Annotated in this window: 24 protein-coding genes; 15 read left to right on the top strand and 9 right to left on the bottom strand. The window is 62.6% G+C overall.

Annotated features, from left to right (window positions below):
• Positions 1-38 precede the first annotated feature (38 nt).
• A complete protein-coding gene (gene katG / locus NCHOL11_RS01600; protein ID WP_097090759.1) occupies positions 39-2,288 on the top strand; it encodes a catalase/peroxidase HPI in 2,250 nt (749 codons plus the stop codon).
• 56 nt (positions 2,289-2,344) lie between these two features.
• Here the strand turns inward: katG and NCHOL11_RS01595 are convergent, their stop codons facing one another.
• Positions 2,345-2,962, bottom strand: a complete 618-nt coding sequence (locus tag NCHOL11_RS01595; protein WP_176502159.1) for a hypothetical protein — start codon at positions 2,960-2,962, stop codon at positions 2,345-2,347.
• 173 nt (positions 2,963-3,135) lie between these two features.
• Between NCHOL11_RS01595 and NCHOL11_RS01590 the strand changes: the two genes are divergently transcribed.
• From NCHOL11_RS01590 to NCHOL11_RS01580, 3 genes are read left to right on the top strand one after another with little or no spacing between them, the layout of a single operon-like run.
• Complete coding sequence (locus NCHOL11_RS01590; protein ID WP_097090758.1) at positions 3,136-3,954, top strand: alpha/beta fold hydrolase; 819 nt, start codon at positions 3,136-3,138, stop codon at positions 3,952-3,954.
• 52 nt (positions 3,955-4,006) lie between these two features.
• The gene (locus NCHOL11_RS01585) at positions 4,007-4,297 is read left to right on the top strand and encodes a hypothetical protein (RefSeq protein ID WP_097090757.1); all 291 of its coding nucleotides are present in this window, start codon (positions 4,007-4,009) and stop codon (positions 4,295-4,297) included.
• On the top strand, positions 4,294-4,878 hold the full coding sequence (locus NCHOL11_RS01580) for an alpha-ketoglutarate-dependent dioxygenase AlkB (RefSeq protein ID WP_097090756.1): 585 nt from the start codon (positions 4,294-4,296) through the stop codon (positions 4,876-4,878). Before NCHOL11_RS01585 ends, NCHOL11_RS01580 begins: the two co-directional genes overlap by 4 nt.
• 213 nt (positions 4,879-5,091) lie before the next feature.
• Here NCHOL11_RS01580 and NCHOL11_RS17970 read toward each other — a convergent pair whose 3' ends face one another.
• Positions 5,092-5,280 (bottom strand): hypothetical protein, encoded by a 189-nt coding sequence (locus NCHOL11_RS17970; protein ID WP_141397796.1) that lies wholly within the window; start codon positions 5,278-5,280, stop codon positions 5,092-5,094.
• Between the two features lie 103 nt (positions 5,281-5,383).
• Here NCHOL11_RS17970 and xth point away from each other — a divergent pair, with 103 nt between their 5' ends.
• Positions 5,384-6,172: an exodeoxyribonuclease III gene (xth, locus tag NCHOL11_RS01570; RefSeq protein WP_097090754.1), complete on the top strand. Its 789-nt coding sequence runs from the start codon at positions 5,384-5,386 to the stop codon at positions 6,170-6,172.
• A complete protein-coding gene (locus NCHOL11_RS01565) occupies positions 6,169-7,212 on the top strand; it encodes an ATP-dependent DNA ligase (protein ID WP_097090753.1) in 1,044 nt (347 codons plus the stop codon). The genes xth and NCHOL11_RS01565 overlap by 4 nt, the downstream gene beginning before the upstream one ends.
• On the opposite strand, the gene NCHOL11_RS01560 is transcribed toward NCHOL11_RS01565, so the two are convergent.
• The gene (locus NCHOL11_RS01560) at positions 7,199-8,077 is read right to left on the bottom strand and encodes an oxygenase MpaB family protein (RefSeq protein WP_097090752.1); all 879 of its coding nucleotides are present in this window, start codon (positions 8,075-8,077) and stop codon (positions 7,199-7,201) included. The genes NCHOL11_RS01565 and NCHOL11_RS01560 overlap by 14 nt on opposite strands.
• A 298-nt stretch (positions 8,078-8,375) precedes the next feature.
• Between NCHOL11_RS01560 and NCHOL11_RS01555 the strand changes: the two genes are divergently transcribed.
• The 3 genes from NCHOL11_RS01555 (at position 8,376) to NCHOL11_RS01545 (ending at position 10,739) form a co-directional block, all read left to right on the top strand.
• Entirely contained in the window at positions 8,376-9,122 is a 747-nt protein-coding gene (locus NCHOL11_RS01555; protein ID WP_441339463.1) for an iron-containing redox enzyme family protein, read from the top strand.
• A 5-nt stretch (positions 9,123-9,127) separates the two neighbouring features.
• Positions 9,128-9,439 carry a response regulator transcription factor gene (locus tag NCHOL11_RS01550; RefSeq protein WP_097090750.1) on the top strand — a complete coding sequence of 104 codons (312 nt, stop codon included), beginning with the start codon at positions 9,128-9,130 and terminating at the stop codon, positions 9,437-9,439.
• Positions 9,440-9,518: 79 nt separating this feature from the next.
• Positions 9,519-10,739: an MBL fold metallo-hydrolase gene (locus NCHOL11_RS01545; RefSeq protein WP_097090749.1), complete on the top strand. Its 1,221-nt coding sequence runs from the start codon at positions 9,519-9,521 to the stop codon at positions 10,737-10,739.
• A 1-nt stretch (position 10,740) separates the two neighbouring features.
• On the opposite strand, the gene NCHOL11_RS01540 is transcribed toward NCHOL11_RS01545, so the two are convergent.
• The 5 genes from NCHOL11_RS01540 to NCHOL11_RS01520 all read right to left on the bottom strand — a co-directional run bounded on the left by NCHOL11_RS01540 (position 10,741) and on the right by NCHOL11_RS01520 (position 13,728).
• Positions 10,741-11,214: a hypothetical protein gene (locus NCHOL11_RS01540; protein ID WP_097090748.1), complete on the bottom strand. Its 474-nt coding sequence runs from the start codon at positions 11,212-11,214 to the stop codon at positions 10,741-10,743.
• A gap of 129 nt (positions 11,215-11,343) precedes the next feature.
• Entirely contained in the window at positions 11,344-11,844 is a 501-nt protein-coding gene (locus tag NCHOL11_RS01535; RefSeq protein ID WP_097090747.1) for a DUF3617 domain-containing protein, read from the bottom strand.
• Between the two features lie 77 nt (positions 11,845-11,921).
• A complete protein-coding gene (locus NCHOL11_RS01530; RefSeq protein WP_097090746.1) occupies positions 11,922-12,200 on the bottom strand; it encodes an HNH endonuclease in 279 nt (92 codons plus the stop codon).
• A 4-nt stretch (positions 12,201-12,204) separates the two neighbouring features.
• Entirely contained in the window at positions 12,205-12,741 is a 537-nt protein-coding gene (locus NCHOL11_RS01525) for a DUF3617 domain-containing protein (RefSeq protein ID WP_097092656.1), read from the bottom strand.
• Between the two features lie 87 nt (positions 12,742-12,828).
• Positions 12,829-13,728 carry an acid phosphatase gene (locus tag NCHOL11_RS01520; protein WP_255254678.1) on the bottom strand — a complete coding sequence of 300 codons (900 nt, stop codon included), beginning with the start codon at positions 13,726-13,728 and terminating at the stop codon, positions 12,829-12,831.
• On the opposite strand from NCHOL11_RS01520, the gene uvrB reads away from it, so the two are divergent.
• From uvrB to NCHOL11_RS01495, 5 genes are all read left to right on the top strand, one after another.
• Complete coding sequence (gene uvrB, locus NCHOL11_RS01515) at positions 13,727-15,910, top strand: excinuclease ABC subunit UvrB (RefSeq protein WP_097090745.1); 2,184 nt, start codon at positions 13,727-13,729, stop codon at positions 15,908-15,910. The two genes, NCHOL11_RS01520 and uvrB, sit on opposite strands and share 2 nt — an antisense overlap.
• Before the next feature lie 47 nt (positions 15,911-15,957).
• Positions 15,958-16,443, top strand: a complete 486-nt coding sequence (locus NCHOL11_RS01510; RefSeq protein ID WP_097090744.1) for a disulfide bond formation protein B — start codon at positions 15,958-15,960, stop codon at positions 16,441-16,443.
• Complete coding sequence (locus NCHOL11_RS01505) at positions 16,440-16,994, top strand: demethoxyubiquinone hydroxylase family protein (RefSeq protein WP_097090743.1); 555 nt, start codon at positions 16,440-16,442, stop codon at positions 16,992-16,994. The genes NCHOL11_RS01510 and NCHOL11_RS01505 overlap by 4 nt, the downstream gene beginning before the upstream one ends.
• 13 nt (positions 16,995-17,007) lie before the next feature.
• Positions 17,008-17,589 carry a hypothetical protein gene (locus NCHOL11_RS01500; protein WP_097090742.1) on the top strand — a complete coding sequence of 194 codons (582 nt, stop codon included), beginning with the start codon at positions 17,008-17,010 and terminating at the stop codon, positions 17,587-17,589.
• Positions 17,590-17,675: 86 nt separating this feature from the next.
• Positions 17,676-18,071, top strand: a complete 396-nt coding sequence (locus NCHOL11_RS01495; RefSeq protein WP_097090741.1) for a hypothetical protein — start codon at positions 17,676-17,678, stop codon at positions 18,069-18,071.
• A gap of 53 nt (positions 18,072-18,124) precedes the next feature.
• On the opposite strand, the gene pip is transcribed toward NCHOL11_RS01495, so the two are convergent.
• Positions 18,125-19,066, bottom strand: coding sequence for a prolyl aminopeptidase (gene pip / locus NCHOL11_RS01490; RefSeq protein ID WP_097090740.1), 942 nt, complete (start codon positions 19,064-19,066; stop codon positions 18,125-18,127).
• A 189-nt stretch (positions 19,067-19,255) separates the two neighbouring features.
• Between pip and NCHOL11_RS01485 the strand changes: the two genes are divergently transcribed.
• Positions 19,256-21,754 carry a TonB-dependent receptor gene (locus NCHOL11_RS01485; RefSeq protein WP_441339462.1) on the top strand — a complete coding sequence of 833 codons (2,499 nt, stop codon included), beginning with the start codon at positions 19,256-19,258 and terminating at the stop codon, positions 21,752-21,754.
• The last annotated feature ends 20 nt before the right edge of the window (positions 21,755-21,774 follow it).

The following is a 21,774-nucleotide window of genomic DNA, read 5'->3' as shown; positions in this document are numbered from 1 at the left end:
GCCTAGCCTACCCCCTGTATTCAAGAGGAGAGCCAATCATGGACGCAAAAACTGGTGGAAGCCCCCTGAGCTGCCCGATGAAGGAACCGGCCGCGCTCCGGTCATTGCTCGGACGCACCAACCGCGACTGGTGGCCGAACCAATTATCTCTCGAAATCCTTCATCAAAATGGCGCACACGCCAACCCGATGGGGGAATCTTTCGATTATGCGAAGGAGTTCGCCAGTCTTGATCTGGAAGCGGTCAAGAAGGACCTGCACGCGCTGATGACCGACAGCCAGCCCTGGTGGCCGGCCGATTATGGGCATTATGGCCCCTTCTTCATCCGCATGGCGTGGCACAGCGCAGGCACTTATCGCACCGGTGACGGGCGCGGCGGCGCGTCTTCGGGCGGGCAGCGTTTCGCGCCGCTCAACAGTTGGCCTGACAACGCCAATCTGGACAAGGCGCGCCGCCTGCTCTGGCCGATCAAGCAAAAATATGGCCGCAAGCTGTCCTGGGCCGACCTGATGATCCTGACCGGCAATGTCGCGATTGAATCCATGGGCGGGCCCGTCTTCGGCTTCGGCGGCGGACGCGAAGATGTGTGGGAACCGGAAAAGGACATTTACTGGGGTACTGAAGAACAGTGGGTCGGGCATGCAGACAACCAGACCCGCATTCAGCCCGACAAGGAAATGGCGCTGGAAGAACCGCTCGCGGCGATCCAGATGGGCCTCATCTACGTCAACCCTGAAGGACCGGGCGGCAACCCCGACCCGCTCCAATCGGCTCGCGACATTCGCGAAACCTTCGCACGAATGGGCATGAATGACGAAGAGACACTGGCGCTGACCGCTGGCGGTCACACCTTCGGCAAGGCGCATGGCGCAGGCGATGCCGCGAAGATCGGGGCAGAACCGGAAGGCGCGGACATAGCGCAGCAGGGGCTTGGCTGGCAGAGTGGGCATGAAAGCGGCGTTGGCGATCACACGATCACCAGCGGGATCGAAGGCGCATGGACGCCGACGCCCATCCAGTGGGACATGAGCTTCTTCCACATGCTGCTAGACTATGACTATGAGTTGGTGAAGAGCCCCGCGGGCGCGCATCAGTGGCAGCCCGTCAACCAGAAGCCTGAAGACATGGCACCGGGCGCGCATAGCCCCGACAAGCGATTGCCGACGATGATGACCACCGCCGACATGGCGTTCAGGGAAGATCCGCAATATCGCAGGATCGCCGAACGCTTCCGCGAAGACCCGGACGCTTTCGCCGATGCCTTCGCGCGCGCCTGGTTCAAGCTGTGCCATCGCGACATGGGCCCCAAGAGCCGTTACCTCGGGAGCGATGTTCCTGCCGAAGACCTGATCTGGCAGGACCCGATCCCGGCCGCGGACTATGCCCAGATCGAGGAGGCCGATATCGCCGCGCTGAAACAGGAGATCGCGTTTTCCGGACTGACTGTGTCCGAACTTGTGCAGACGGCGTGGGCATCGGCATCCACTTTCCGCGGATCGGACAAGCGCGGCGGCGCCAATGGCGGCCGCATCCGCCTCGCGCCGCAAAAGGATTGGGAGGTGAACCAGCCCGATCAGCTGGCCCGCGTGCTTGGCGTGCTGGAAGGCATCAAGGCCGGGTTCGACGGCGCCGCATCCGGTGGCAAGAAAGTCAGCATCGCAGACCTCATCGTGCTGGGTGGAAGTGTCGGCATCGAACAGGCGGCGAAGGACGCAGGGCATGATGTGATTGTGCCGTTCACACCGGGCCGCACCGACGCGTCGCAAGAACAGACCGATGTCGATGGCTTCGCCGTACTCGAGCCGAAGGTGGACGGCTTCCGCAACTATCTGCCGGTCAGCTATCGCGTACCGGTGGAAGAACTGCTGATCGATCGCGCGAACCTGCTGCGGCTGACCGCGCCGCAGATGACGGTACTGGTCGGCGGGCTGCGCGTGCTTGGGGTCAGCCATGGCGGATCGAAGCATGGCGTGTTCACGGATCGGCCGGGGCAGCTTACCAACGACTTTTTCGTCAACCTGCTCGACATGGGCACGGCGTGGAAGGCGGAAAGCGAGAAGGGCGATGTGTTCATCGGCACCTGCCGCAATTCTGGCGAGCAGAAGTGGACGGGCACGCGCGTCGACCTGGTTTTCGGATCGAACTCGCAACTGCGCGCCTTGTCGGAAGCCTATGCTTCCGCCGATGCGGACAGGAAGTTCGTCGATGACTTCGTCAACGCCTGGGTCAAGGTGATGGATGCCGATCGCTTCGACCTTCGCCGGTCGGGTCTGACAGCCACCGCCTGAGCATGAAGCCGCCGCAGTCTTCCCAAGGGGAACTGCGGCGGCAACTTGCCGTCAGATCAATGAAGATCGCGGCGGCCATAGTCGGGCTCGCCGAACCGGCTGGGCCGTGTCATGTGCGACATGCCGTTGGGCTCTCCAGGCTCGTGCACAAGCTCTTCAAACAGGGCGCGATAATGGATCATCGCCTGGCGCAGATCTTCGGTATCGGCCTCGCCACGCGCGTGACGGATCGCGATGTCGTGCGCCGAACGATAATTCTGCACCACTTCGGGATGATCGACCGACAGGTCGGCCGAGCGCCGGTCGAAGTCGGCAATCGGATAGCCGCGCGCTTCCATGACTTCCGTCAGCAGCACGTCGGCGCGCGAAACCGCGCCCTGCGGATCATCGACGAACTGGTTCTGCACCTTCATCCAGCCATCGTTGAACATGTCGATCTGCTGCGGCGGAAGACGGCGCAGCGAAAAGCTCGCAACGCGCTTTTCCCTCTCCTGCAATTCTGCTTCGGCTCTGCGTGAGCTTCCCGTTTCCTCGACGGTGCGCGCATATTCAGACCCGAATTTCGACCGCAGATTGGCGCGCTGCCTGTTGCGCATGATCAACACGGCTATTCCGGCCAGCAGGACAAGGACGACCAGTCCCAAGCCGATTTCCAGCGGAGTGAGCGTCACCATGACATCTCCTTGGCCTGTGTGTTAGGCCGATTATGGCGCCCGCCGCTCTATGCTGTTCAACCGGGATGAAGGGCCATGGTTCCCCAAAGGCGCGCAGCGCGGATCGATGGAGCGTACGGAACGATACGCGGCGCCACCGGTTGCGGTCACTTCCTAGTAGAAGGAGTGGCTCCATGCATATCGAAACCTCCGAAGGTCATGTCATCCATGTGAAGGACATGGGTTCGGGCCACCCGGTGATCCTGATCCACGGCTGGCCGCTGACCGGCGACATGTGGGAATATCAGACGTTGGCGCTGCTCGAAGCGGGCTATCGGGTGATTACCTACGACCGTCGCGGTTTCGGCCAGTCGGGGCATCCTGCGGACGGCTATAATTATGATGTGTTTGCCGCCGATCTTGCGGCCGTCATCGACAAAGTGAGCGCCCCCAAGGTGTCGCTCGTCGGCTTTTCCATGGGCGGTGGCGAAATCGCTCGCTATCTTTCGCGCTATGGATCGGCGAAAGTGGACAGGGTCGCGCTGGTCGGTTCGGTCGTTCCCTACATGCTGAAGGATGACAGCAACCCCGACGGCGTCGATGATTCCGTGTTCGACCAATTGCAGGCACAGGTGCGGGAGGACCGTTTCGCTTTCCTGCAAAGCTTCGCCAAGACATTCTACGGCATCGGCCTGGTATCCAAGCCAGTCAGCAACGGGCTGCTCGACTGGACTTTTGCCCTCGCGATCATGGCGAGCCCCAAGGCGACGGTCGATTGCATCAACGCCTTCGGCCGCACCGACTTCCGGCCGGACCTTCCCGCGTTCGACATTCCGACGCTCGTTATCCACGGGACCAGCGACAAGACGGTGCCGATCGATCCCACCGGACGAGCAGCGGCGGCTGCCATTCGGGGTGCGCAACTTATCGAATATGATGGCGAACCACATGGCCTGTTCGCGACCGCGCCGGACCGGCTGAACGCCGATCTGCTGGACTTCCTCGCCCTTTGAACAGCCTTGCCCCGGACGTGGAACTCACGGCCGGGGCACGACTTTACCCACTATGGTGAAGGCCAATCCATTCAGCCTCATGATCGACAGCTGGCAGCTGGGGGTAGAGGCATGGATGGTGATCGCCCTGCGAATACCCAAGCTGCTAGCGGGCAATTCCGCTGCAGCGCGGGAGGCCCATCTTATGGTTGCCGAGAAGATAGAAGCGGTCGGCGCGCTGCAGTGGAAAGCGCTCACCGGCACTCTTGGCACTAATCCTGACGCAGCCATGCGCAACTCCATCGCCCATTACCGCAGGGCGGTGGCCCGCAATCAACGGCGGCTCTCCCGGCGTAGAAAATGACGCAGACCAACCTGTTCGAAACGCCTCTCATTCCCGGGCTCGATTACCGGGACGACATGCTGGACCCTGACGAAGAGTCGATGCTCATCACAAAGATCGATGAACTGCCCCTGACGCCCTTCCGCTTTCAGGGATGGACCGGCAAAAGGCTGACGCTGTCGCTTGGCTGGACCTATGACTTCGACAATGGCCGATTTGGCCCGAGCGAGCCGATCCCGCCCTGGCTCCGGCCGATCAAGGCGCGGGCCGCATCCTTCGCAGGGCTGGCGGATGCCGACCTCGTCCAGGCTTTGTTGATCCGCTACGATCCGGGCGCTGGTATAGGCTGGCACCGGGACCGTCCGGTCTTCGAACATGTTGTTGGCATTTCCTTGGGCAGAGCCACCACATTGCGCTTCCGCAGGCGGACGGCAAAAGGCTTCGATCGCATCTCGCTACCGGTGTCACGCAGATCCATATATCATCTCTCAGGCGAAGCACGGCATGCGTGGGAGCATAGCATCGCGGGCATGGACACGCGCCGCTGGTCGATCACCTTCCGGTCGCTCTCCCCGAAGGCCGCGGTAATGGCACGCAACTGACCCCTTGTTCTCGCCGTTCGGGCACCCATATCGCGGTCATCGTCAACAACGGAAAGGAGGTGGTCTGATGTCTCATTGTCTTATGCCGATCACGGCAGAAATGAAGAGCCTGACCTCCGCCGCGGGGGTCCGCCTCTTCTGAGCGCGTCCAATCGGCTGACAATGGAAAGGCCGTCCGGAACCAACCGGGCGGCCTTTTGATTTGGGCGGCTATCAGAAGCCATCCGTCCCCTTGTGGTCGCCAAATCCTGCCGAGCGCAGTTCTTCCTGATCCTTCTGCGCCTTCTCTTGAGCGTCGGCAATCTGCTTCCGCTCCTTCTCGGTTGGCGGCTGCGGCTTGGGCGATGCCTTCTTGACGATCTCGGTTTCGTTGGTCGGGCATTTGTTCTGGTCGTGGTCCACGTCATTCGCTCCTTGGATGCCTTGGCGAAAGAACGGGCTGGCGACGGCGTCGTTCCTGCCCTCGTCGAACCAATCGAGCCGCGGAGCGTCTTGCTGAAAAGACATGAAGATCGCGACTTACAATGTGAACGGCGTCAATGGACGTCTTCCCGTGCTGCTGCGATGGCTGGAGCAGGCCGAGCCAGACATTGTGTGCTTGCAGGAGCTGAAGGCTCCGCAGGAGAATTTTCCCGAGCGGGCGATCCGCGATGCGGGATATGATGCAATATGGCACGGGCAGAGCCGGTGGAACGGCGTCGCGATCCTCAGCCGTGTTGGCGCGATTCATGAAACGCGGCGCGGATTGCCGGGCGACCCGAATGATGTGCAGAGCCGCTACATCGAAGCAGCGGTGAATGGGGTCCTCATTGCCTGCCTCTACCTTCCGAACGGCAATCCTCGCCCTGGCCCCAAATTCGATTTCAAGCTGCGCTGGTTCGATCGGCTGCACAGCCATATGGCTTCGCTCATCGATGTCGACGCGCCGGTGGTCATCGCTGGCGATTATAATGTGATGCCGACTGACCTTGACGTTTATGTTCCCGATCGGTGGCGCGACGATGCCCTGTTCGCCCCGGAGGTGCGCGCTGCCTACCAACGACTCCTCGATCAGGGATGGAGCGATGCGATACGGCAACTGCATCCGGATGAGGTGATCTACAGTTTCTGGAAATATTGGCGTGGCTCCTTCGAGCGCAATGCCGGTCTGCGGATCGATCACGCACTGCTGAACCCGGTGGCGTCAGCCAAGCTGGTCGCCGCCGAAGTCGACACCCGGCCTCGCGCCTGGGAAAAGACGAGCGACCATGCGCCCGTGGTGATCACGCTGGATATGAGCGGAGAGGAGCCATGACCGGAGCGGAAGACCCGATGGAGCTTGCCTTGCCGCTGCCGATGGAGTCGCGGCTCGTATCCGAACTGCCGACGCCTCCGGGATGGCAATATGAACCCAAATGGGACGGCTTCCGCGCTGTCGTCGGCCGTGACGGCGGGCAAGCCGACATACGGTCAAAATCCGGCAAGTCGCTGGCACGCTTCTTTCCGGAGATCATTGATGCCCTGCTTGCAACGGCCGAGAGCCGCTATGCGCTGGACGGCGAGTTGATCCTGCCCGTGGAAGGCGTTCTTTCCTTCGATGCTTTGCAGCAAAGGCTGCACCCAGCGGAAAGCAGAATTATGCGCCTGTCCCGCGAAACTCCGGCGCAGCTGATGCTGTTCGATTGCCTGTCGCTGGGGCGGAGCGACCTGATGGACTCTCCCTTGCACGAACGCCGCGCGGCCTTGGAGCGTTTTCACGCAAAGAATAGGACAAAAACGCTGCTCCTGTCGCCCGCAAGTAAACGGATCGAGGATGCCGACCGCTGGCTGGAAGGAAGCGGCGGCGCGCTGGATGGCATTATCGCCAAGCCATTAGATGCGCCCTATCGCTCCGGCGAACGCGCCATGATGAAGATGAAAAATTATCGCAGCGCCGATTGCGTGGTCGGCGGATTCCGCCGCACGGCTGATGGTGGCGGCGCTGCATCCCTGCTGCTGGGGCTCTATGATGAAGCAGGCAAACTCAACCATGTCGGCTTCACCTCCGCGTTCAAGGCTGATGAGCGCGCCCATCTGCTAAAACGCCTTGAGCCGCTTGCCGGTGGCTCCGGCTTCACCGGCAAGGCGCCGGGTGGCCCGAGCCGCTGGAACAAAGGCGAGGAGAGCGCCTGGGAGCCGCTGAGTCCCGAATTGGTGGTGGAGGTCATCTACGATCAGGTGACCGGCGGGCGCTTTCGCCACGGCACCCGCTTCCTGCGCTGGCGTCCCGACAAAGCGCCGCGCCAATGCACATGCGACCAGTTGCAAGCGGAACTGCGCCCGGCCGAGATCAATCAGCTGCTTAGGCTTGACTGACCCGCCGCTCAGCCCGGCTCGCAGCCCCGCCATCCAGCGCCCAGCGCATAAGAAGCCCCATCCCCGCCAGCTGCGCCCGTGTCACATGGCGGCCAGGCCCCAGCTCAAAGCCATGCATGCGCGCTGCCCAGGGCGGCAGCAGATCGATCGCCGCGTCGATCGCAACCTTGCTGAAGGGCGCGTTGAGCAAGCCCGGCGTGGGTTCGGCCAGGAGGGACACGATCTCCCTCGTCCGCTCATCGCTGCGAAGCTGCGGCCGCATGGCGGATAGATATTCCCGCACTTGCACAACGGTGCGAGGGACGGGCGCAGCACCCAGCCGTTCGGCAAGACCGGCCATTTCCCCATAATAGCGGTTCTGCTCCCGCAGGCTTAGAATAGGCGCCCGGTAGCGGCGATAGGCCGTCAGGAAGCAATAGACCTCTGCGACATGGACCCAGCGCAACAGCTGCGGATCGCTCGCGCGATAATGGGTTCCATCCGGCAGTTCCCCCTCCACCCGATCATGCACGGCGCGGACATGCGCGATCAGGCGTTCGGCTTCGGCGGTCGCGCCATAGGTTGTGCCCGCGATGAACTGAGCCGTCCGCCGCAACCGCCCGCTACGATCCTCTCGAAAGCGGCTATGGTCCCATATTCCAGCAAGCGCAGCAGGATGAAGCATCTGAAGCAGGAGCGCGGCGATGCCGCCGGTCATCATGCTCGTGAAATCCTGATGCACGCGCCACGCCATGGATTGCTGCCCGAACAGCCCCTGATCACCAAGGGGCGTGTCGAGGTTGATCCTTTCTCCCCCAGACCCGAAGACCTTGGCGACATTGTGCTGGACCATCTGCCGTAGCGCGCGATGAGGTAGCAGCAGCATGAAAATCCTCCTGCCGCGACAAACGCGCAAATCGGCGAGTCGATGCCAATTTGATTGGGCAAACGCCAGGATACTGATCCCGATTAGGCATTTTAAAGGGAACGTCACGCCTTCCCCTGAATTGAACAGGGGTACAATCAGGAGAGCATTTTCCGTGGCTACCCGTTTCATCGCACCCGAGTGCGAGTCGCAATTTCTTCAACAAAGTTTTCAGCAGCGCCTCAGTCATTGGAATCGGCAACGGCTTGCGCCGTCATATCCGGAGGATTGGGAAAGCCGGTTCCGCCAGGACGAAGCCATGCTCCGCCTGGAACATGGATTCATGGAAGAGCTACGCGCCATGGTCCGTGATCGTGCTGCACAAGCCCCGACTGATCCAGAAGGCTTCATCCAATGGTTCGAAGCGCTCGAACAAACCGGCCCCGGTCAGCATGATGCGCTGTTCCCATGGCTCGCCGACTACGCGTCCCGGGACGAAATCCGCTGGTTCCTGACCCAGGAGGCGGCGGGCGAGGCTGGCTTTGACGATCTCGTCGCATTGACGCAAGTCAAGCTGCCAGACTCCGCCAAGTTGGAACTCGCGCGCAATTATTGGGATGAAATGGGGCGCGGCCAGGAAAAGGGCATGCATGGCCCCATGCTTGCACAGCTGGTCACGACACTCGAACTTACACCGACGATCGAGACCACGGTCTGGGAAAGCCTGGCGCTCGCCAACGCGATGACCGCGATGGCGACGCAGCGATGCTACGCCTGGCACAGCGTCGGCGCGCTGGGCGCGATCGAACTAACCGCGCCCGGTCGATCGGCGCACACCGCTCGCGCATTGCGACGAATTGGGCTCAGCCAGTCAGAGCGACGATATTTCGATCTGCATGCGGTGCTGGACGTCAAGCATAGCCGGGACTGGAACGAACTGGCGATCAAGCCGCTGGTCGCGGAAGACCCCCGCCGCGCCACCGCCATAGCAGAGGGCGCGTTGATCCGCCTGAGCTGCGGCGAACGCTGCTTCAATCGCTACCGCAGCCGTTTCGGCCTGGAGTAAGGGAGATGCCGGACTCAAACGGTCGTATTCTGGTCGTCGAAGACGATCCTAAACTTGCCGGCATGATGGTCGATCTGCTGCTGGCGGAGGATTATGAGGTCGATGGGCCTTATACCAGCGTCAGCGATGGCATGGCTGCTCTGGCCATGCATATGCCTGATGGCGCGGTGGTGGACCTGCATCGCCACAGCCGGAGCGAAAGTCTGTTGAAAGACGATCTGGAAGCCTATGCCATTCCCTTCCTGGAAGGCGAGGACAGCGGGGCGCAGGACCTTCAACAGCGATTGCTGCCCTGGCTGCGGCACATGCGTCATTGAGGCCGAACGCCGGAAGCGGCTCTTGCCGCGCGCCCTATCAAGGCTATGACCCTGCATCGTGAACAGTGCAGGAGACGGCATGGGCCGCATCATCGGGAAAATCTTTCGCGGAGCGGGCGTCGCGCTGCTGTTCCTCGTCATCGCGCTTTGTCTCGCGATCACGATCATCCCGCCCTTCCTCGACCGCATCTATTATGACGGGCCAGTCAGCCGTCATTATGATGGCGAGCATTTCTTCAATCCTGATGGCGAAATCCAATTTTCCAGTCCTCCGGGAAAGAACCGGCGCGGATTTCTTCTCCGCTGGCTGACGGGCCAGGATGAACGCCCCGAATGGCCCACGGCGGTCGCTGTAGAACCCACACGCCCCCCGGCATTCGCAGCGCCGCGCGGCATGCGGGCGACCTGGGTCGGCCACGCCACAGTGCTGGTGCAGGCGGCGGGCCTCAACATTCTTACCGACCCCATCTGGTCCGACTATGCGAGCCCTTTTCCGCCACTGGGCCCGAAGCGCGTTGCGCAGCCGGGCATCAGGTTCGATGATCTGCCGAAAATCGACCTCATCATCGTCAGCCATAATCATTACGACCATATGGATATCCCCACGCTCAGGAGATTATGGGAGCGTGACCGGCCCAAGATCATCGTCAGCTTGGGGAATGAGCGCATCCTTAAAGACAAGGGCATTCCCGCAATCGCGCTTGATTGGGGCCAGTCCGTGTCCGGCGCCGCCCTGAACAATCTGGGGACGCAAACAGTCATCCAGTGCGAAAATTACGAACATTGTCCCGACTATCGTGTCCATGTGCTGCGCAATCATCACTGGAGCAGCCGGTGGGGCACGGACAGAAACCGCGCTTTATGGTCCAGCTTCCTGATCGAAACCCGTGCGGGCAACATCTTCTTCGCGGGAGACACGGGCGCTGGCGACATGGCATGGCCGGTAGAAGCCGCGCGACTAGGCCCGATCCGCCTCGCGATGATCCCTATCGGCGCCTTTCGTTTCTGGCCGGGGCAGATGGAAGCGGACTCGCACATCGGGCCGCAGCGCGCGGTCGAGGTGTTCGAAAAGCTAAAGGCATCGACTGCCATCCCCATTCATTGGGGCACATTCCGGCTATCTTATGAAAAATGGGACACGCCGCCCCGCATGCTGGACCTGTTCCTCAAATGCGAAGGCATAGGGCGCCAACGCTTTGCGCCGCTGCGCATCGGCCAATCGATTCAGGTCCCCGCCTACACGGCCGCGCGCCAAGGGCCGAAAAAATGCGACCAGCGCGCCATCCGGGCGCTGCAATAGGTCAGGCGGGCGCGCCTGCTTTCAACATGGCGCGCCAATTGTCCGTCGTCATCGCGGCCAGATATTCGGACTGCATCTCGGCAGTCAGCATCTCCATCATCTGCCGCCCTTCGATCCACAGTTCGATCACACCGAAGGCGCCGCCGCGCTTGCGATATTTGGCGGGCCACCCTTCCCGCCGCGCGATCCCCATGATCTCTTCGCGGGATAGCGGGGTGGCCAGCGCGGCATGGGTGGCGGTGTAGCGGCTTTCACCAGTCCGCTCTCCAAAACTATCGGCGTCGCCTTCTTCCTCCCGCAGGACCGTATCGATCGGATAAACCTCTATCGCGGTGCCCCGGTCGTCGCCCGCAAAGGCGATCCAGCTACCAGGCGTGACTGGCGGGAAGTAAAAGGCCTCGCCGCGCCACATTTCCGCGATGACTTCTGCAACATGCTTGGGATCATGCGCGGCGATCGAAAGATGAAAGAGCATGTCTTAACCCTCCGCCATTCCGATGAATGCCGGGGCGAACATGGCACAGAAGCCCGCTCTCGGCATTGGCGATTTCGGACAGGTGATCCTCCGCCGAGCGGCGGCGGAGGACCTTTCATCACGGCCGCTTCAGGCCTTGCTGCATTCGCCGGTGCGTTTGCCGGTTACGTCATGGGTCGTGCGCAGGACCGGGCTGCCCCCGGCCGTCTTCGTCATGGTGCTGCCCAGCGTCAGAGTGTCGGCAGTGTAATTGCCCTCCAGCGCGATTTCCGAGGTGGCCGCGCCGGACTTGCAGGACAGGGTAGCGATCAACCTTCCCTTGCGCAGCAGCTTGTCCTTGTAGGTGCAATCCTGGCCCTCATCCCCAGCCAGGGCATTCGCATCGGGCGTTCCCTTTGCATCGACGGCGATACACAGCTTTTCCTCATCAACCTGTTTGAGCGCCGCCTGATATTGGGCGGGCGTCACGGTTGGAGTGTTGTAGCCTGTCGTTTTGCGGGTGATCGTCCATTCACCCGCCTTCATGAAGATCGGCGCCTCGACCGCTTCCGTTTTGGGTGCCTCATTGCCGCATCCGGCCAAGCCAAGCGTCATCGCGAGCGGCAGCGCGGCCATCATCATCCTTCGCATATCCTCTTCCCCTGTTCTCTTGCGGAACAGTCAGAGGCTCGCTCGGCGCGCGTCGAAGCGCAAGGGAAAAAGCGGCACTAGCGCTTCCTGTAGGTGGGCGCGTGAAAGTCCGGCGGTTTGTTCGCGACCCAGCCAAGGAAGCGGGCGATCCCAGGATGCGTGCGCAGAACGGCGCCGTCACCTTGCGTGCGGGCCAGCTCGACATTGCTCAATTGCGCATGGATCGCGCGATGACAGATCGGGTGCACGGGCACCGTCTCGCGCCCGCCCCGGCTCTTCGGCACCGGATGATGCCATTCCACACGCTTTCCGAGCGGGCGCGCGCAAAGCCAGCAACTGCCCTCCGCGCCTTCCATTAGATCAGGATGCGACGCAGTCCGCGCCGACCCACTTGCCGGTCGTCTTTGCCTTCATGCTCATGTTCATGCCGCCCGGAGCACCGCTCATCTTCATGTCCATGTGCATTTCATAGCTTTCGGGCGCGTAGCTGCCGGACATGACGGCATTCATGGTGCCATGTTCCGACTTGCAGGCGATTTCGCCCTTCACCGACCCGCCGCTGACGTCAAAGCCCTTGTAGGTGCAATCCTTGCTCTCCTGGCCAGAGAACATCTTGCCGCTCGGGTTCGCCGCTTCTTCAGGCGAAACGCAATATTTGATCGAGCTGCGGCTCATCATCTTCTTCATCTGCTCTTTCATCTGATCGCCGCCGCCCTGCACGTTTGGCATCTCGATATCCTCGAGCGTATAGGCTCCTTCCCACTGGCCGGGCTTCAACTGCACCTTCTGCACCTCTGCCCTCACTTCCTCGCGGCTCTGCGGTTCGCCCGAAGGCTTGTCCCCGCAGCCGCCAAGCAACAGCGCCGCAGGAACAATGACGGCCAAGGCTTTCAACATGATATTCCCCCGTTGATGCCGGAATGGCCCGGCCTCTCTGTTCGGCAGCATATCAGGACAGACGAGGGATGGAAAATGATCCTGCGGCTATTGACTGAGCGCCGCCGCCTCCTGCGCGCAATCGGGCGCGGCTTCGGCGGATTTGCTCCGCTGCGCCGCGACCTCCTTGCGGGCGGCGGCGAGATCGGCGGCAAAGGCGGGATCGGCATTGAGGCGCATCACCGTGGCCGAAGCAATGACGCGTCCCTCCTCGATATCGCTCAACCAGTGCACATTGCAGATGCGGCGGCTGTCCCCCATCGCCCGGCCACGCGCGACCAGCTTTGCCGCCCTATCCGGCATGACTTCGGCCAGGATAAGGCCAAAGCCATAGCCGATCGCGCTGTGGCCGGAAGGATAGGAGCCGTCACGGCGCAGAACCTTGTCCCAGTCCGGGGTACACATCGGCTGCCCATTCACCATGAAGGGACGCTGCCGCATGTACCGCTTCTTCACCTCGCCGGTAGAGCCGCCGAGATCGCCCATGGCCCGTGACAGAAGGCGGACAAGCGCAGGTGTATGCGCCTGATCGATGAGAATGCCGGCCGAGCAGGAAAATGCGGCAGCGGCGTGGGCTGGGCGCAGATCCGCATCCGCCTTGGCGAGATCCCAACGCGCGCTGCCGCGCATGGCGAGAGCGGCGGCTGCCCCTTCCTTATCGCGCGCTTCAGCCGCTGATCCAGCCGCTGGAGGCGGCGGCGACAACTGGAGGCCGTCGGGCAGCGCGCCGCCACCCAGATAGCTGGCGGTGCGCGACTTCGTTCCCTGCATCACCGATGGCGGCGTCTGCGTCGATCCCGTCCCGGCCGTGGTCGTCGCGCATGCCTGCAACATGGCCATCGAGGTGAACAGAAAAATGGCCTTGCGCATCGAGTCCTCCGCTATCGTTGCGTGGGATGCCTGCCCCACATTGCTGTGGTGCGGGACCATGCCCATATTGGCCCGCATGTCCATTCAGATTCGCACAACGCTGGACGAGCCCCAGACCGGCGAAGGCTTCGTCCCCCACCGTCCCGCGCGCCCGGAAAAGAGCGAGGGCGGGCGTCCGTTCAAGCTGGTTTCGGACTATGAGCCCTCGGGTGACCAGCCCACCGCGATCGCCGAACTGGTGGAACAGGCGCGGGCGGGGGAAAAGGACCAGGTGCTGCTGGGCGTCACTGGTTCGGGCAAGACGTTCACCATGGCGAAGGTGATCGAGGCGATGCAACGCCCCGCTCTGATCCTTGCGCCCAACAAGATTCTCGCCGCGCAGCTCTATGGCGAGTTCAAGAGCTTCTTCCCGGAAAATGCTGTCGAATATTTCGTCAGCTATTACGACTATTACCAGCCCGAAGCCTATGTGCCGCGCTCCGACACCTATATCGAAAAGGAATCGAGCGTGAACGAGGCGATCGACCGGATGCGCCACTCCGCCACCCGCGCGCTGTTGGAGCGAGACGATGTGCTGATCGTCGCATCCGTATCATGCCTCTACGGCATCGGCTCGGTCGAAACCTATTCGGCCATGACCTTCTCGATGAAGAAGGGCGCTATCGAAGATCAGCGGGAGATCATCCGCAAGCTGGTGGCGCTGCAATATAAGCGCAACGACGCTGCCTTTGCCCGCGGCAACTTCCGGGTGAAGGGCGACAATCTGGAAGTATTCCCGTCCCACTATGAGGACACGGCCTGGCGCATCAGCTTCTTCGGCAATGAGATAGAAGAGATCGTCGAGTTCGATCCGCTCACGGGCAAGAAGATCGCCAGCCTTGACTATGTGAAGGTCTTCCCCAATTCGCACCATGTGACGCCCGGTCCGACGCTGAAGCAGGCGATGGAAGCGATCCGCTTCGAGCTGGCCGAGCGGCTGAAGGAACTCGTCGCAGAGGGCAAGCTGCTGGAGGCGCAGCGACTGGAGCAGCGGACGAATTTCGATCTCGAAATGATCGCCGCGACAGGCTCCTGCGCGGGGATCGAGAATTATTCCCGCTTCCTGACCGGCCGCCTGCCCGGTGAACCGCCGCCGACTCTCTTCGAATATCTGCCCGAAAACGCGCTGTTGTTCGTGGACGAAAGCCACCAGACCATCCCGCAGATCGGGGCGATGGCGCGTGGCGACCATCGGCGCAAGATCACGCTCGCCGAATATGGCTTCCGCCTGCCAAGCTGTATCGACAATCGTCCGCTGCGCTTCAACGAATGGGATGCGATGCGGCCGCAGACGGTCAGCGTTTCGGCAACCCCCGGCTCGTGGGAAATGGAACAGACCGGCGGCGTCTTTTCCGAGCAGGTCATCCGCCCCACTGGCCTCATCGACCCGCCGGTGGAGATCAAGCCGGTCGAGGATCAGGTGGACGACCTGATCCATGAAGCCAGGGAGACGGCGAAGAAGGGTTATCGCACGCTCGTCACCACGCTCACCAAGCGCATGGCCGAGGACCTGACCGAGTTCATGCATGAGGCGGGCTTGAAGGTCCGATACATGCACAGCGACGTCGAGACGCTGGAGCGTATCGAACTGATCCGCGACTTGCGCCTGGGCGTTTATGACGTGCTGGTCGGCATCAACCTGCTGCGCGAAGGGCTCGACATTCCCGAATGCGGGCTCGTCGCGATCCTCGACGCGGACAAGGAGGGCTTTCTGCGCTCCGAAACCTCGCTCATCCAGACCATCGGCCGCGCCGCGCGCAATGTCGAAGGGCGGGTCATCCTCTATGCCGATCGCATCACCGGCAGCATGGAGCGCGCCCTCAACGAAACCAGCCGCCGCCGCGAGAAGCAGGAGGCCTATAATCTCGAACACGGGATCACGCCGACAACGATCAAGCGCAACATCGGCGACATCATCGCCCATGTGGCGAGCAAGGATCAGGTCACGGTCGACACGGGTCTGGAGGACCGCCCGCACCTCGTCGGCCATAACCTGCGCGCCTATATCGAGGATCTGGAAAAGAAGATGCGCGCCGCCGCCGCCGACCTGGAATTCGAGGAAGCAGGCCGCATCCGCGACGAAATCCGCAAACTGGAGGCGGACGAGCTTGGCCTGCCCATGGACGAGCAGGTCGCATCGCCGCGCGGCCGCGCCACCGAAGGCAAGCCCGGCACGCGCAAGCTGCGCTACGGCAAGACCCAGCGGAAGTTCGGGCGCTGACGCAAGTTCAGCATGACGAAAGGTTCAAGGCCGTTTAAGCGGGCACAATGAAGAGCTTGCCCCTCGCCCGCTTCCTTGCCCTTGTTGTGCCACTGCTGCTGCTGGGTGGCGCTTACGCCTCGCAATATTTGGGCAGCCTGCACCCATGCGAAATGTGTTGGTGGCAACGCTATCCGCATATGGGGGCGGTCCCGTTGGCCTTGATCGCTTATGGCACGACAAGGCGCCCCTGCGTCAGCGCGTTGTTCGCAGGGCTGGCGGCGCTGGCGATCGGGATCAGTGGCGCAATCGGCCTTTTCCATGCGGGTGTCGAATATGGCTGGTGGCAGGGGCTGACGGCCTGCTCCACCTCTCCAACGGCGGGCAATCCGGCCGACATATTGAACCAGATCATGGCAACCCCGATCACGCGCTGCGACGTCGCGCCTTGGACTTTGCTGGGCATTTCGCTGGCGGGTTTCAATGGGCTCTTGTCGGGAGCAAGCGCCCTCGCCATCTTTGCCCTGCTGATCAAGTCGAGGAAAGAGGCATGAGCGCGACCAGGGATTTCCCCCGCCCCGGCCGGCGGGTGACGGCAGATGATCGCGCGCGGATGTTGCGCGTGGATCAGGCTGGCGAGTTCGGCGCGACGCGCATCTATGCCGGGCAGCTTGCAGTCCTTGGCGATCGGCACCCCGACGCCCGCATCATCGCGGGCATGGCGGCGCAGGAGGAGCGGCACCGCAAGATATTTGACGCAATGATCGCGCGGCGCGGCGTGCGTCCGACCGCATTGCAGCCGATCTGGAACGTCGCGGGTTTCGCGCTGGGCGCAGTCACTGCTGCGATTGGCCCCCGCGCCGCCATGGCCTGCACCGCCGCTGTCGAGACGGAGATTGACCGCCATTATGCCGAGCAACTGGCGGAGCTGGCGAATGAAGATGCGGAACTTGCCGCCACCATCACGGATTTTCAGGCGGAAGAGGTCGAGCATCGCGAAACCGCGATCGCCCGTGGAGCGGAACAGGCGCCCGCCTATCCGCTGCTTTCGGGTGTCATTCGCCTGGGGTGCCGGGCTGCAATCGCGCTGTCGAAGCGGATCTGAGGAGATAAGGACGATGATGAAGACCGCGACAGCCGCCATGCTGCTGATGGCTGCGAGCGTTTTGCCTGCCATGGCGCAGCAGCAGACCGGACCCGTGCAGGAACAGGCGCCCACCGCCGCTGCCGGAACGACGGGATCGGAGCGAGTGAACCTCGTCATCGTCTATGGCGAGGACCCCTGCCCGCAAAGCGCTGGCAGCGACATCGTCGTCTGCGCGCGCAAGGGCGAGGAAGAACGCTATCGCATCCCCGAGCCGCTGCGCGGCGATCCGAACAAGCCGAGCAATCAGGCATGGGGTGAGCGCGTGCGATCCATGGAATATGTCGGCCGCACCGGCACGGAAAGCTGCTCGGCCACCGGCCCCGGCGGGTTCACCGGCTGCTTCAACCAGTTGGCCCGGCTTGCCAAGGCAGAACGGCAGGCGGCGGACAATGCCAGCTGGAAGGACCTGGTCGAAGCGGAACGGGCACGGCGGCTTTCCACGATCGATGAGGATAGCAAGGCGATCGAAGCGCGAGCCGTGGCGGAGGAAAAGGCGCAAGCCGGACAACCGCAGCAGACTGCTCCCCAGCCGGGCACGCCCCCGCAACCCTGACGGTGCGCGCGACGCTCGGCGTCTGAATAAATGGGCGGATTTGGGCAGTCCGCCGGTGGACAGGGGCGAATGGAGGATATTCACCAATGCGCTTTCCTGTACATGCCTTGCTTGGCTTAGCGGCGCTGGCGCCCTTCCTGTCGCTCACGCCAGCCAGCGCAGACCCCCCTCAGCGCGTGTTCAACCTCATCGTCTATGGGGACGACCCCTGCCCCAAGGGCGAGGGCGACGAGATCATCGTCTGCGCGCGCAAACCCGAGTCCGAACGCTACCGCATCCCCAAGAAGTTGCGCGAAAAGCCAGCGCCGTCGGGTGGGCCGGGCTGGGGCAGTCAGGTGGCGACGATGGAGCAGGTTCAGCGGCAGAATCTGCCCAGCAGTTGCTCGGCCATCGGCAGCAACGGCTTCACCGGCTGCACCGCCAAGATGCTGGAGCAATGGTTTGCGGAACGGCGGATGCAGGAGTCCAACGGCGAACCTTGAGGCTCTTGTCCTCGGCCGCGCCACGGCTGCTCTCCCTGCGCACTGGAAGGGCCTCAAGCGGCAAAACCATCCGTGGCGCGGACAAGGGCGTGGAGAATGCCGGGCTCGTTATAGGCGTGCCCCGCGCCCTCGATCATCTCGAACCGCGCTTCAGGCCAAGCTTTGTGCAGTGCCCAGGCTGTTTCCGCAGGGCAGGCCATGTCATACCGACCCTGAACGATGACGCCGGGAATGCCGCTTAGCTTACCCGCATCGCGAATGAGCTGCCCCTCTTCCAGCCAACCGCGATGAACGAAATAATGATTCTCGATCCGCGCAAAGGCCAGAGCGAAGGCGTCGTCATCATGCGTGCCTGACAAGGCAGCATCGGGCAGCAGACGGATGGTTTCGCCTTCCCAGACACTCCAGGCCTTCGCTGCAGCAATCTGTGCCGCACGATCGTCGCCCGTCAGCAAGCGGTGATAGGCATGAAGCAGGTCGCCGCGATTCTCCTCCGCTATGGGAGCGAGGAAACGTTCCCATTTGTCGGGGTAGATGCGGCTCGCACCCTCCTGATAATACCAGTCGATCTCCTGTTGGCGAAGCGTGAAAATCCCGCGCAAGATCAATTCGCTGACGCGGGAGGGATGACTCTGCGCATAGGCGAGGGCGAGCGCCGATCCCCAGCTTCCGCCGAACACCAGCCATTGATCCACGCCCATCCACTCCCGCAGCCGCTCGATATCCGCGACGAGGTGCCATGTGCTGTTCGCCTCCAGCGACGCGTGCGGCGTCGAACGGCCACACCCGCGCTGGTCGAATAGCAGGACATCATAGCGGTCCGGATCGAACAGGCGGCGATGATCGGGCGAGATGCCGCCGCCCGGCCCGCCATGGAGAAAGACCGCAGGCTTCGCGCCCGGCGTGCCCGCGCGCTCCCAATAGATGAAATGGCCATCGCCAACGTCGAGATGGCCGGAGGCATGAGGGTCGGTGACCGGATATAAGGTGCGCATCGGCAAAGCCTAGGCGAGCCGATCGGCGAAGGGAACAGGCGGCAGGATAAGCCTGTCCATACAGATGTTCCGCAGCGCGCGACGGCAACTGCTACAATTTGCGACAAATTAGCCTTGGCCTTGCCAAGATTTTGAGACAGTTCGCCCCTAGTGACGGACCATCAAGGGTTCGCTTTTTCCAAAAGGGGTATGTTCGTGCGCCGACCGGCTTCGCTGATGCTGTTTTTCCTATTGGGCGCGTCGCCCGCTGCGCTGATGGCGCAGACTGCATCCCAGGAGCCGCCGGTGCAGATCGACGAAGGGGAAGAGATCGTCGTCACCGGCCAGCCCCAGCGTGGCGCTGTGCTGGGCAATATCAAGCCCGAACAGCAGCTTTCCTCCGCCGATATCCGCGCTTTGGGCGTGACATCCATTTCGGAAATGATCACCGAGTTGTCGGCACAGACCAACGGAACGCCGGTTGTTCTGCTGAACGGCAAGCGCATATCCAGCTTTTCCGAGATTCAGGACATCCCGTCGGAGGCCGTGGCCCGGGTCGATATCCTGCCCGAACAGGTCGCCCTGTCCTATGGCTATGCCCCGACACAGAAGGTGGCGAACATCGTGCTTCGCCAGCGCTTCCGTGCAGAGCTTGCCGATCTGCGGGCGGCTACGACCACCGATGGTGGACGGGAAAGCGGATCGGCCGAGGCGGGCCTGCTGCGTATCCGGGGCGACAATCGCTTCACGTTGAACGTCAAATATAATGCAGCCGCTTCCTTGCTGGAGAGCCAGCGCGGGATCGAACGAACGGTGAGTAACCCGGCGCTGATCGACGTCACCCGCTTTCGCACTCTCAGCCCCGCGACCGAAAGCATATCCGCGAACGCCACCTATGCCCGCGCGCTCGGCGGCGTGTCGATGACCGTCAATAGTCGCGTCGAGCTTTCGGACAATGACACGCTGCAAGGGCTTTCGGCGGCAGCACTCGCCGCGCCGATCGGCGATGGACCGCGCTATGCCGAATTCCTGCGCGACAACCGGCTCGATCAGCAGATTCGCGGAACGACCGGCCATCTGGGGCTGACGTTCAACGGGCTGCTCGGCAAAGGCTGGCAATGGTCCTTCACCGGCAATGGCGATGTGTCGGACACACGCACGCGAACCGACCGATCGAGTTCAACCGACCGGGCGAGCGCGCGGTCGCGGGCCGTGACGGGCGACCTGCTACTGTCGGGCCCCGTGGTCGACCTACCCGCAGGCGCCGTGACAAGCTCGGTCCGGGTGGGCGCATCGGCCAACGGCTTCGAAGCCTGGTCGATCCGCAACGGAACCGAGCGCAGCAATGACTATGACCGGCAGATCGCCAGCGGACAGGTAACGCTCGACTTGCCCATCACCAGCAAGGCGAGGGGCGTCCTCGGCGCGGTTGGCGACATCGGCATCAATGTGAATGCGGCTGCGCAGGAGCTTTCGGATTTCGGCACGCTCTCCACATTAGGCTATGGCGTGCGGTGGCGGCCGATACCAGCGGTCCAACTGCTGGTTTCCGCCAACCAGGACCGGGCAGCACCTACGGGCAACCAGCTCAGCGATCCTGTCATTAGAACGGAGAATATTCCGGTCTTCGACTATCAAAGCGGCCAGACCGTCTTCGTGACGCGGGTGACCGGGGGCAACGCGCAATTGAAGGAAAGCGTGCGGGATCAGTTCCGGCTGAGCGCGACGGTGAAGCCGTTCGACAAGCCCAACCTGACTTTGACCGCGACCTACCTCAACAGCCGGACGAGCAATCCTATCGCGGCGTTCCCCGAACCGACCCCGGCCATTGAGGACGCCTTCGATGGTCGCTTCACTCGCGTGAACGGCGCGCTCACCGAAATCGATGCGCGGCCGATCAACTATCTACGGTCGCAAAGCGAGCAGCTGCGTTGGGGTTTCGATCTATCCTTCCCGCTCAAGTCCCGCATCCAGAAGCTGGTCGAAGCCTGGCGCGCGGCTGGCGCGAAGCCGGAGGACCGGCCGAAGGAATTGCAGGACATGCGCGCGCTGTTCGGCAACCGTGGCGGGCGCGGAGCGCAGAGAGGCCAGGATGGCGCACCCCCTCCGCCTGCGCCAAACGACAGCGATCACCCCCGTAGTCAAGGCAGTTTTGGCGGCCCCGGCGGCGGCGGACGTCCAGGCGGCGGTTTTGGCGGGCCGGGTGGCGGACGCGGTGGTGGAGGCGGACGGCTGAGCTTCAGCCTCTATCACACATGGCATTTTACCGAGAGCATCCTGATCGCGCCGGGCGTGCCGGAACTCGACCTGTTGAACGGCGACGCGACAGGATCATCGGGCGGCCAGCCAAGGCATGAGGTGGAGGCCCGCGTCGGTTACACGAACAACGGGCTTGGCGCGCGGCTGAGCGTCGATTGGGAAAGCGGCACCCATGTCGATGGTGCGTTGGGCGGCACGTCGCGGCTTGATTTCGGCAGCCTCGCGACGGCGAACCTGCGGCTGTTCGCCAATCTCGGGCAAATGCCTTCGCTGGTGAAGAACCACCCGTTTCTACGCGGATCGCGGGTGTCGATCGGCATCGACAATGTCTTCAACACGCGCCGCGACGTGACCAACGCCACAGGAGGAACGCCGCTGCGCTACCAGCCGGGCTATCTTGATCCGCTGGGCCGGACGATCAGCATTTCCTTCCGGAAGCTCTTCTTCTGACCCTAGCCTAAATGACTCCA

It is taken from the genome of Novosphingobium sp. Chol11, assembly GCF_900218065.1.
Classification (GTDB): Bacteria; Pseudomonadota; Alphaproteobacteria; order Sphingomonadales; family Sphingomonadaceae; genus Sphingobium; species Sphingobium agri.
This window is presented reverse-complemented; position numbering and strand designations above follow the sequence as displayed.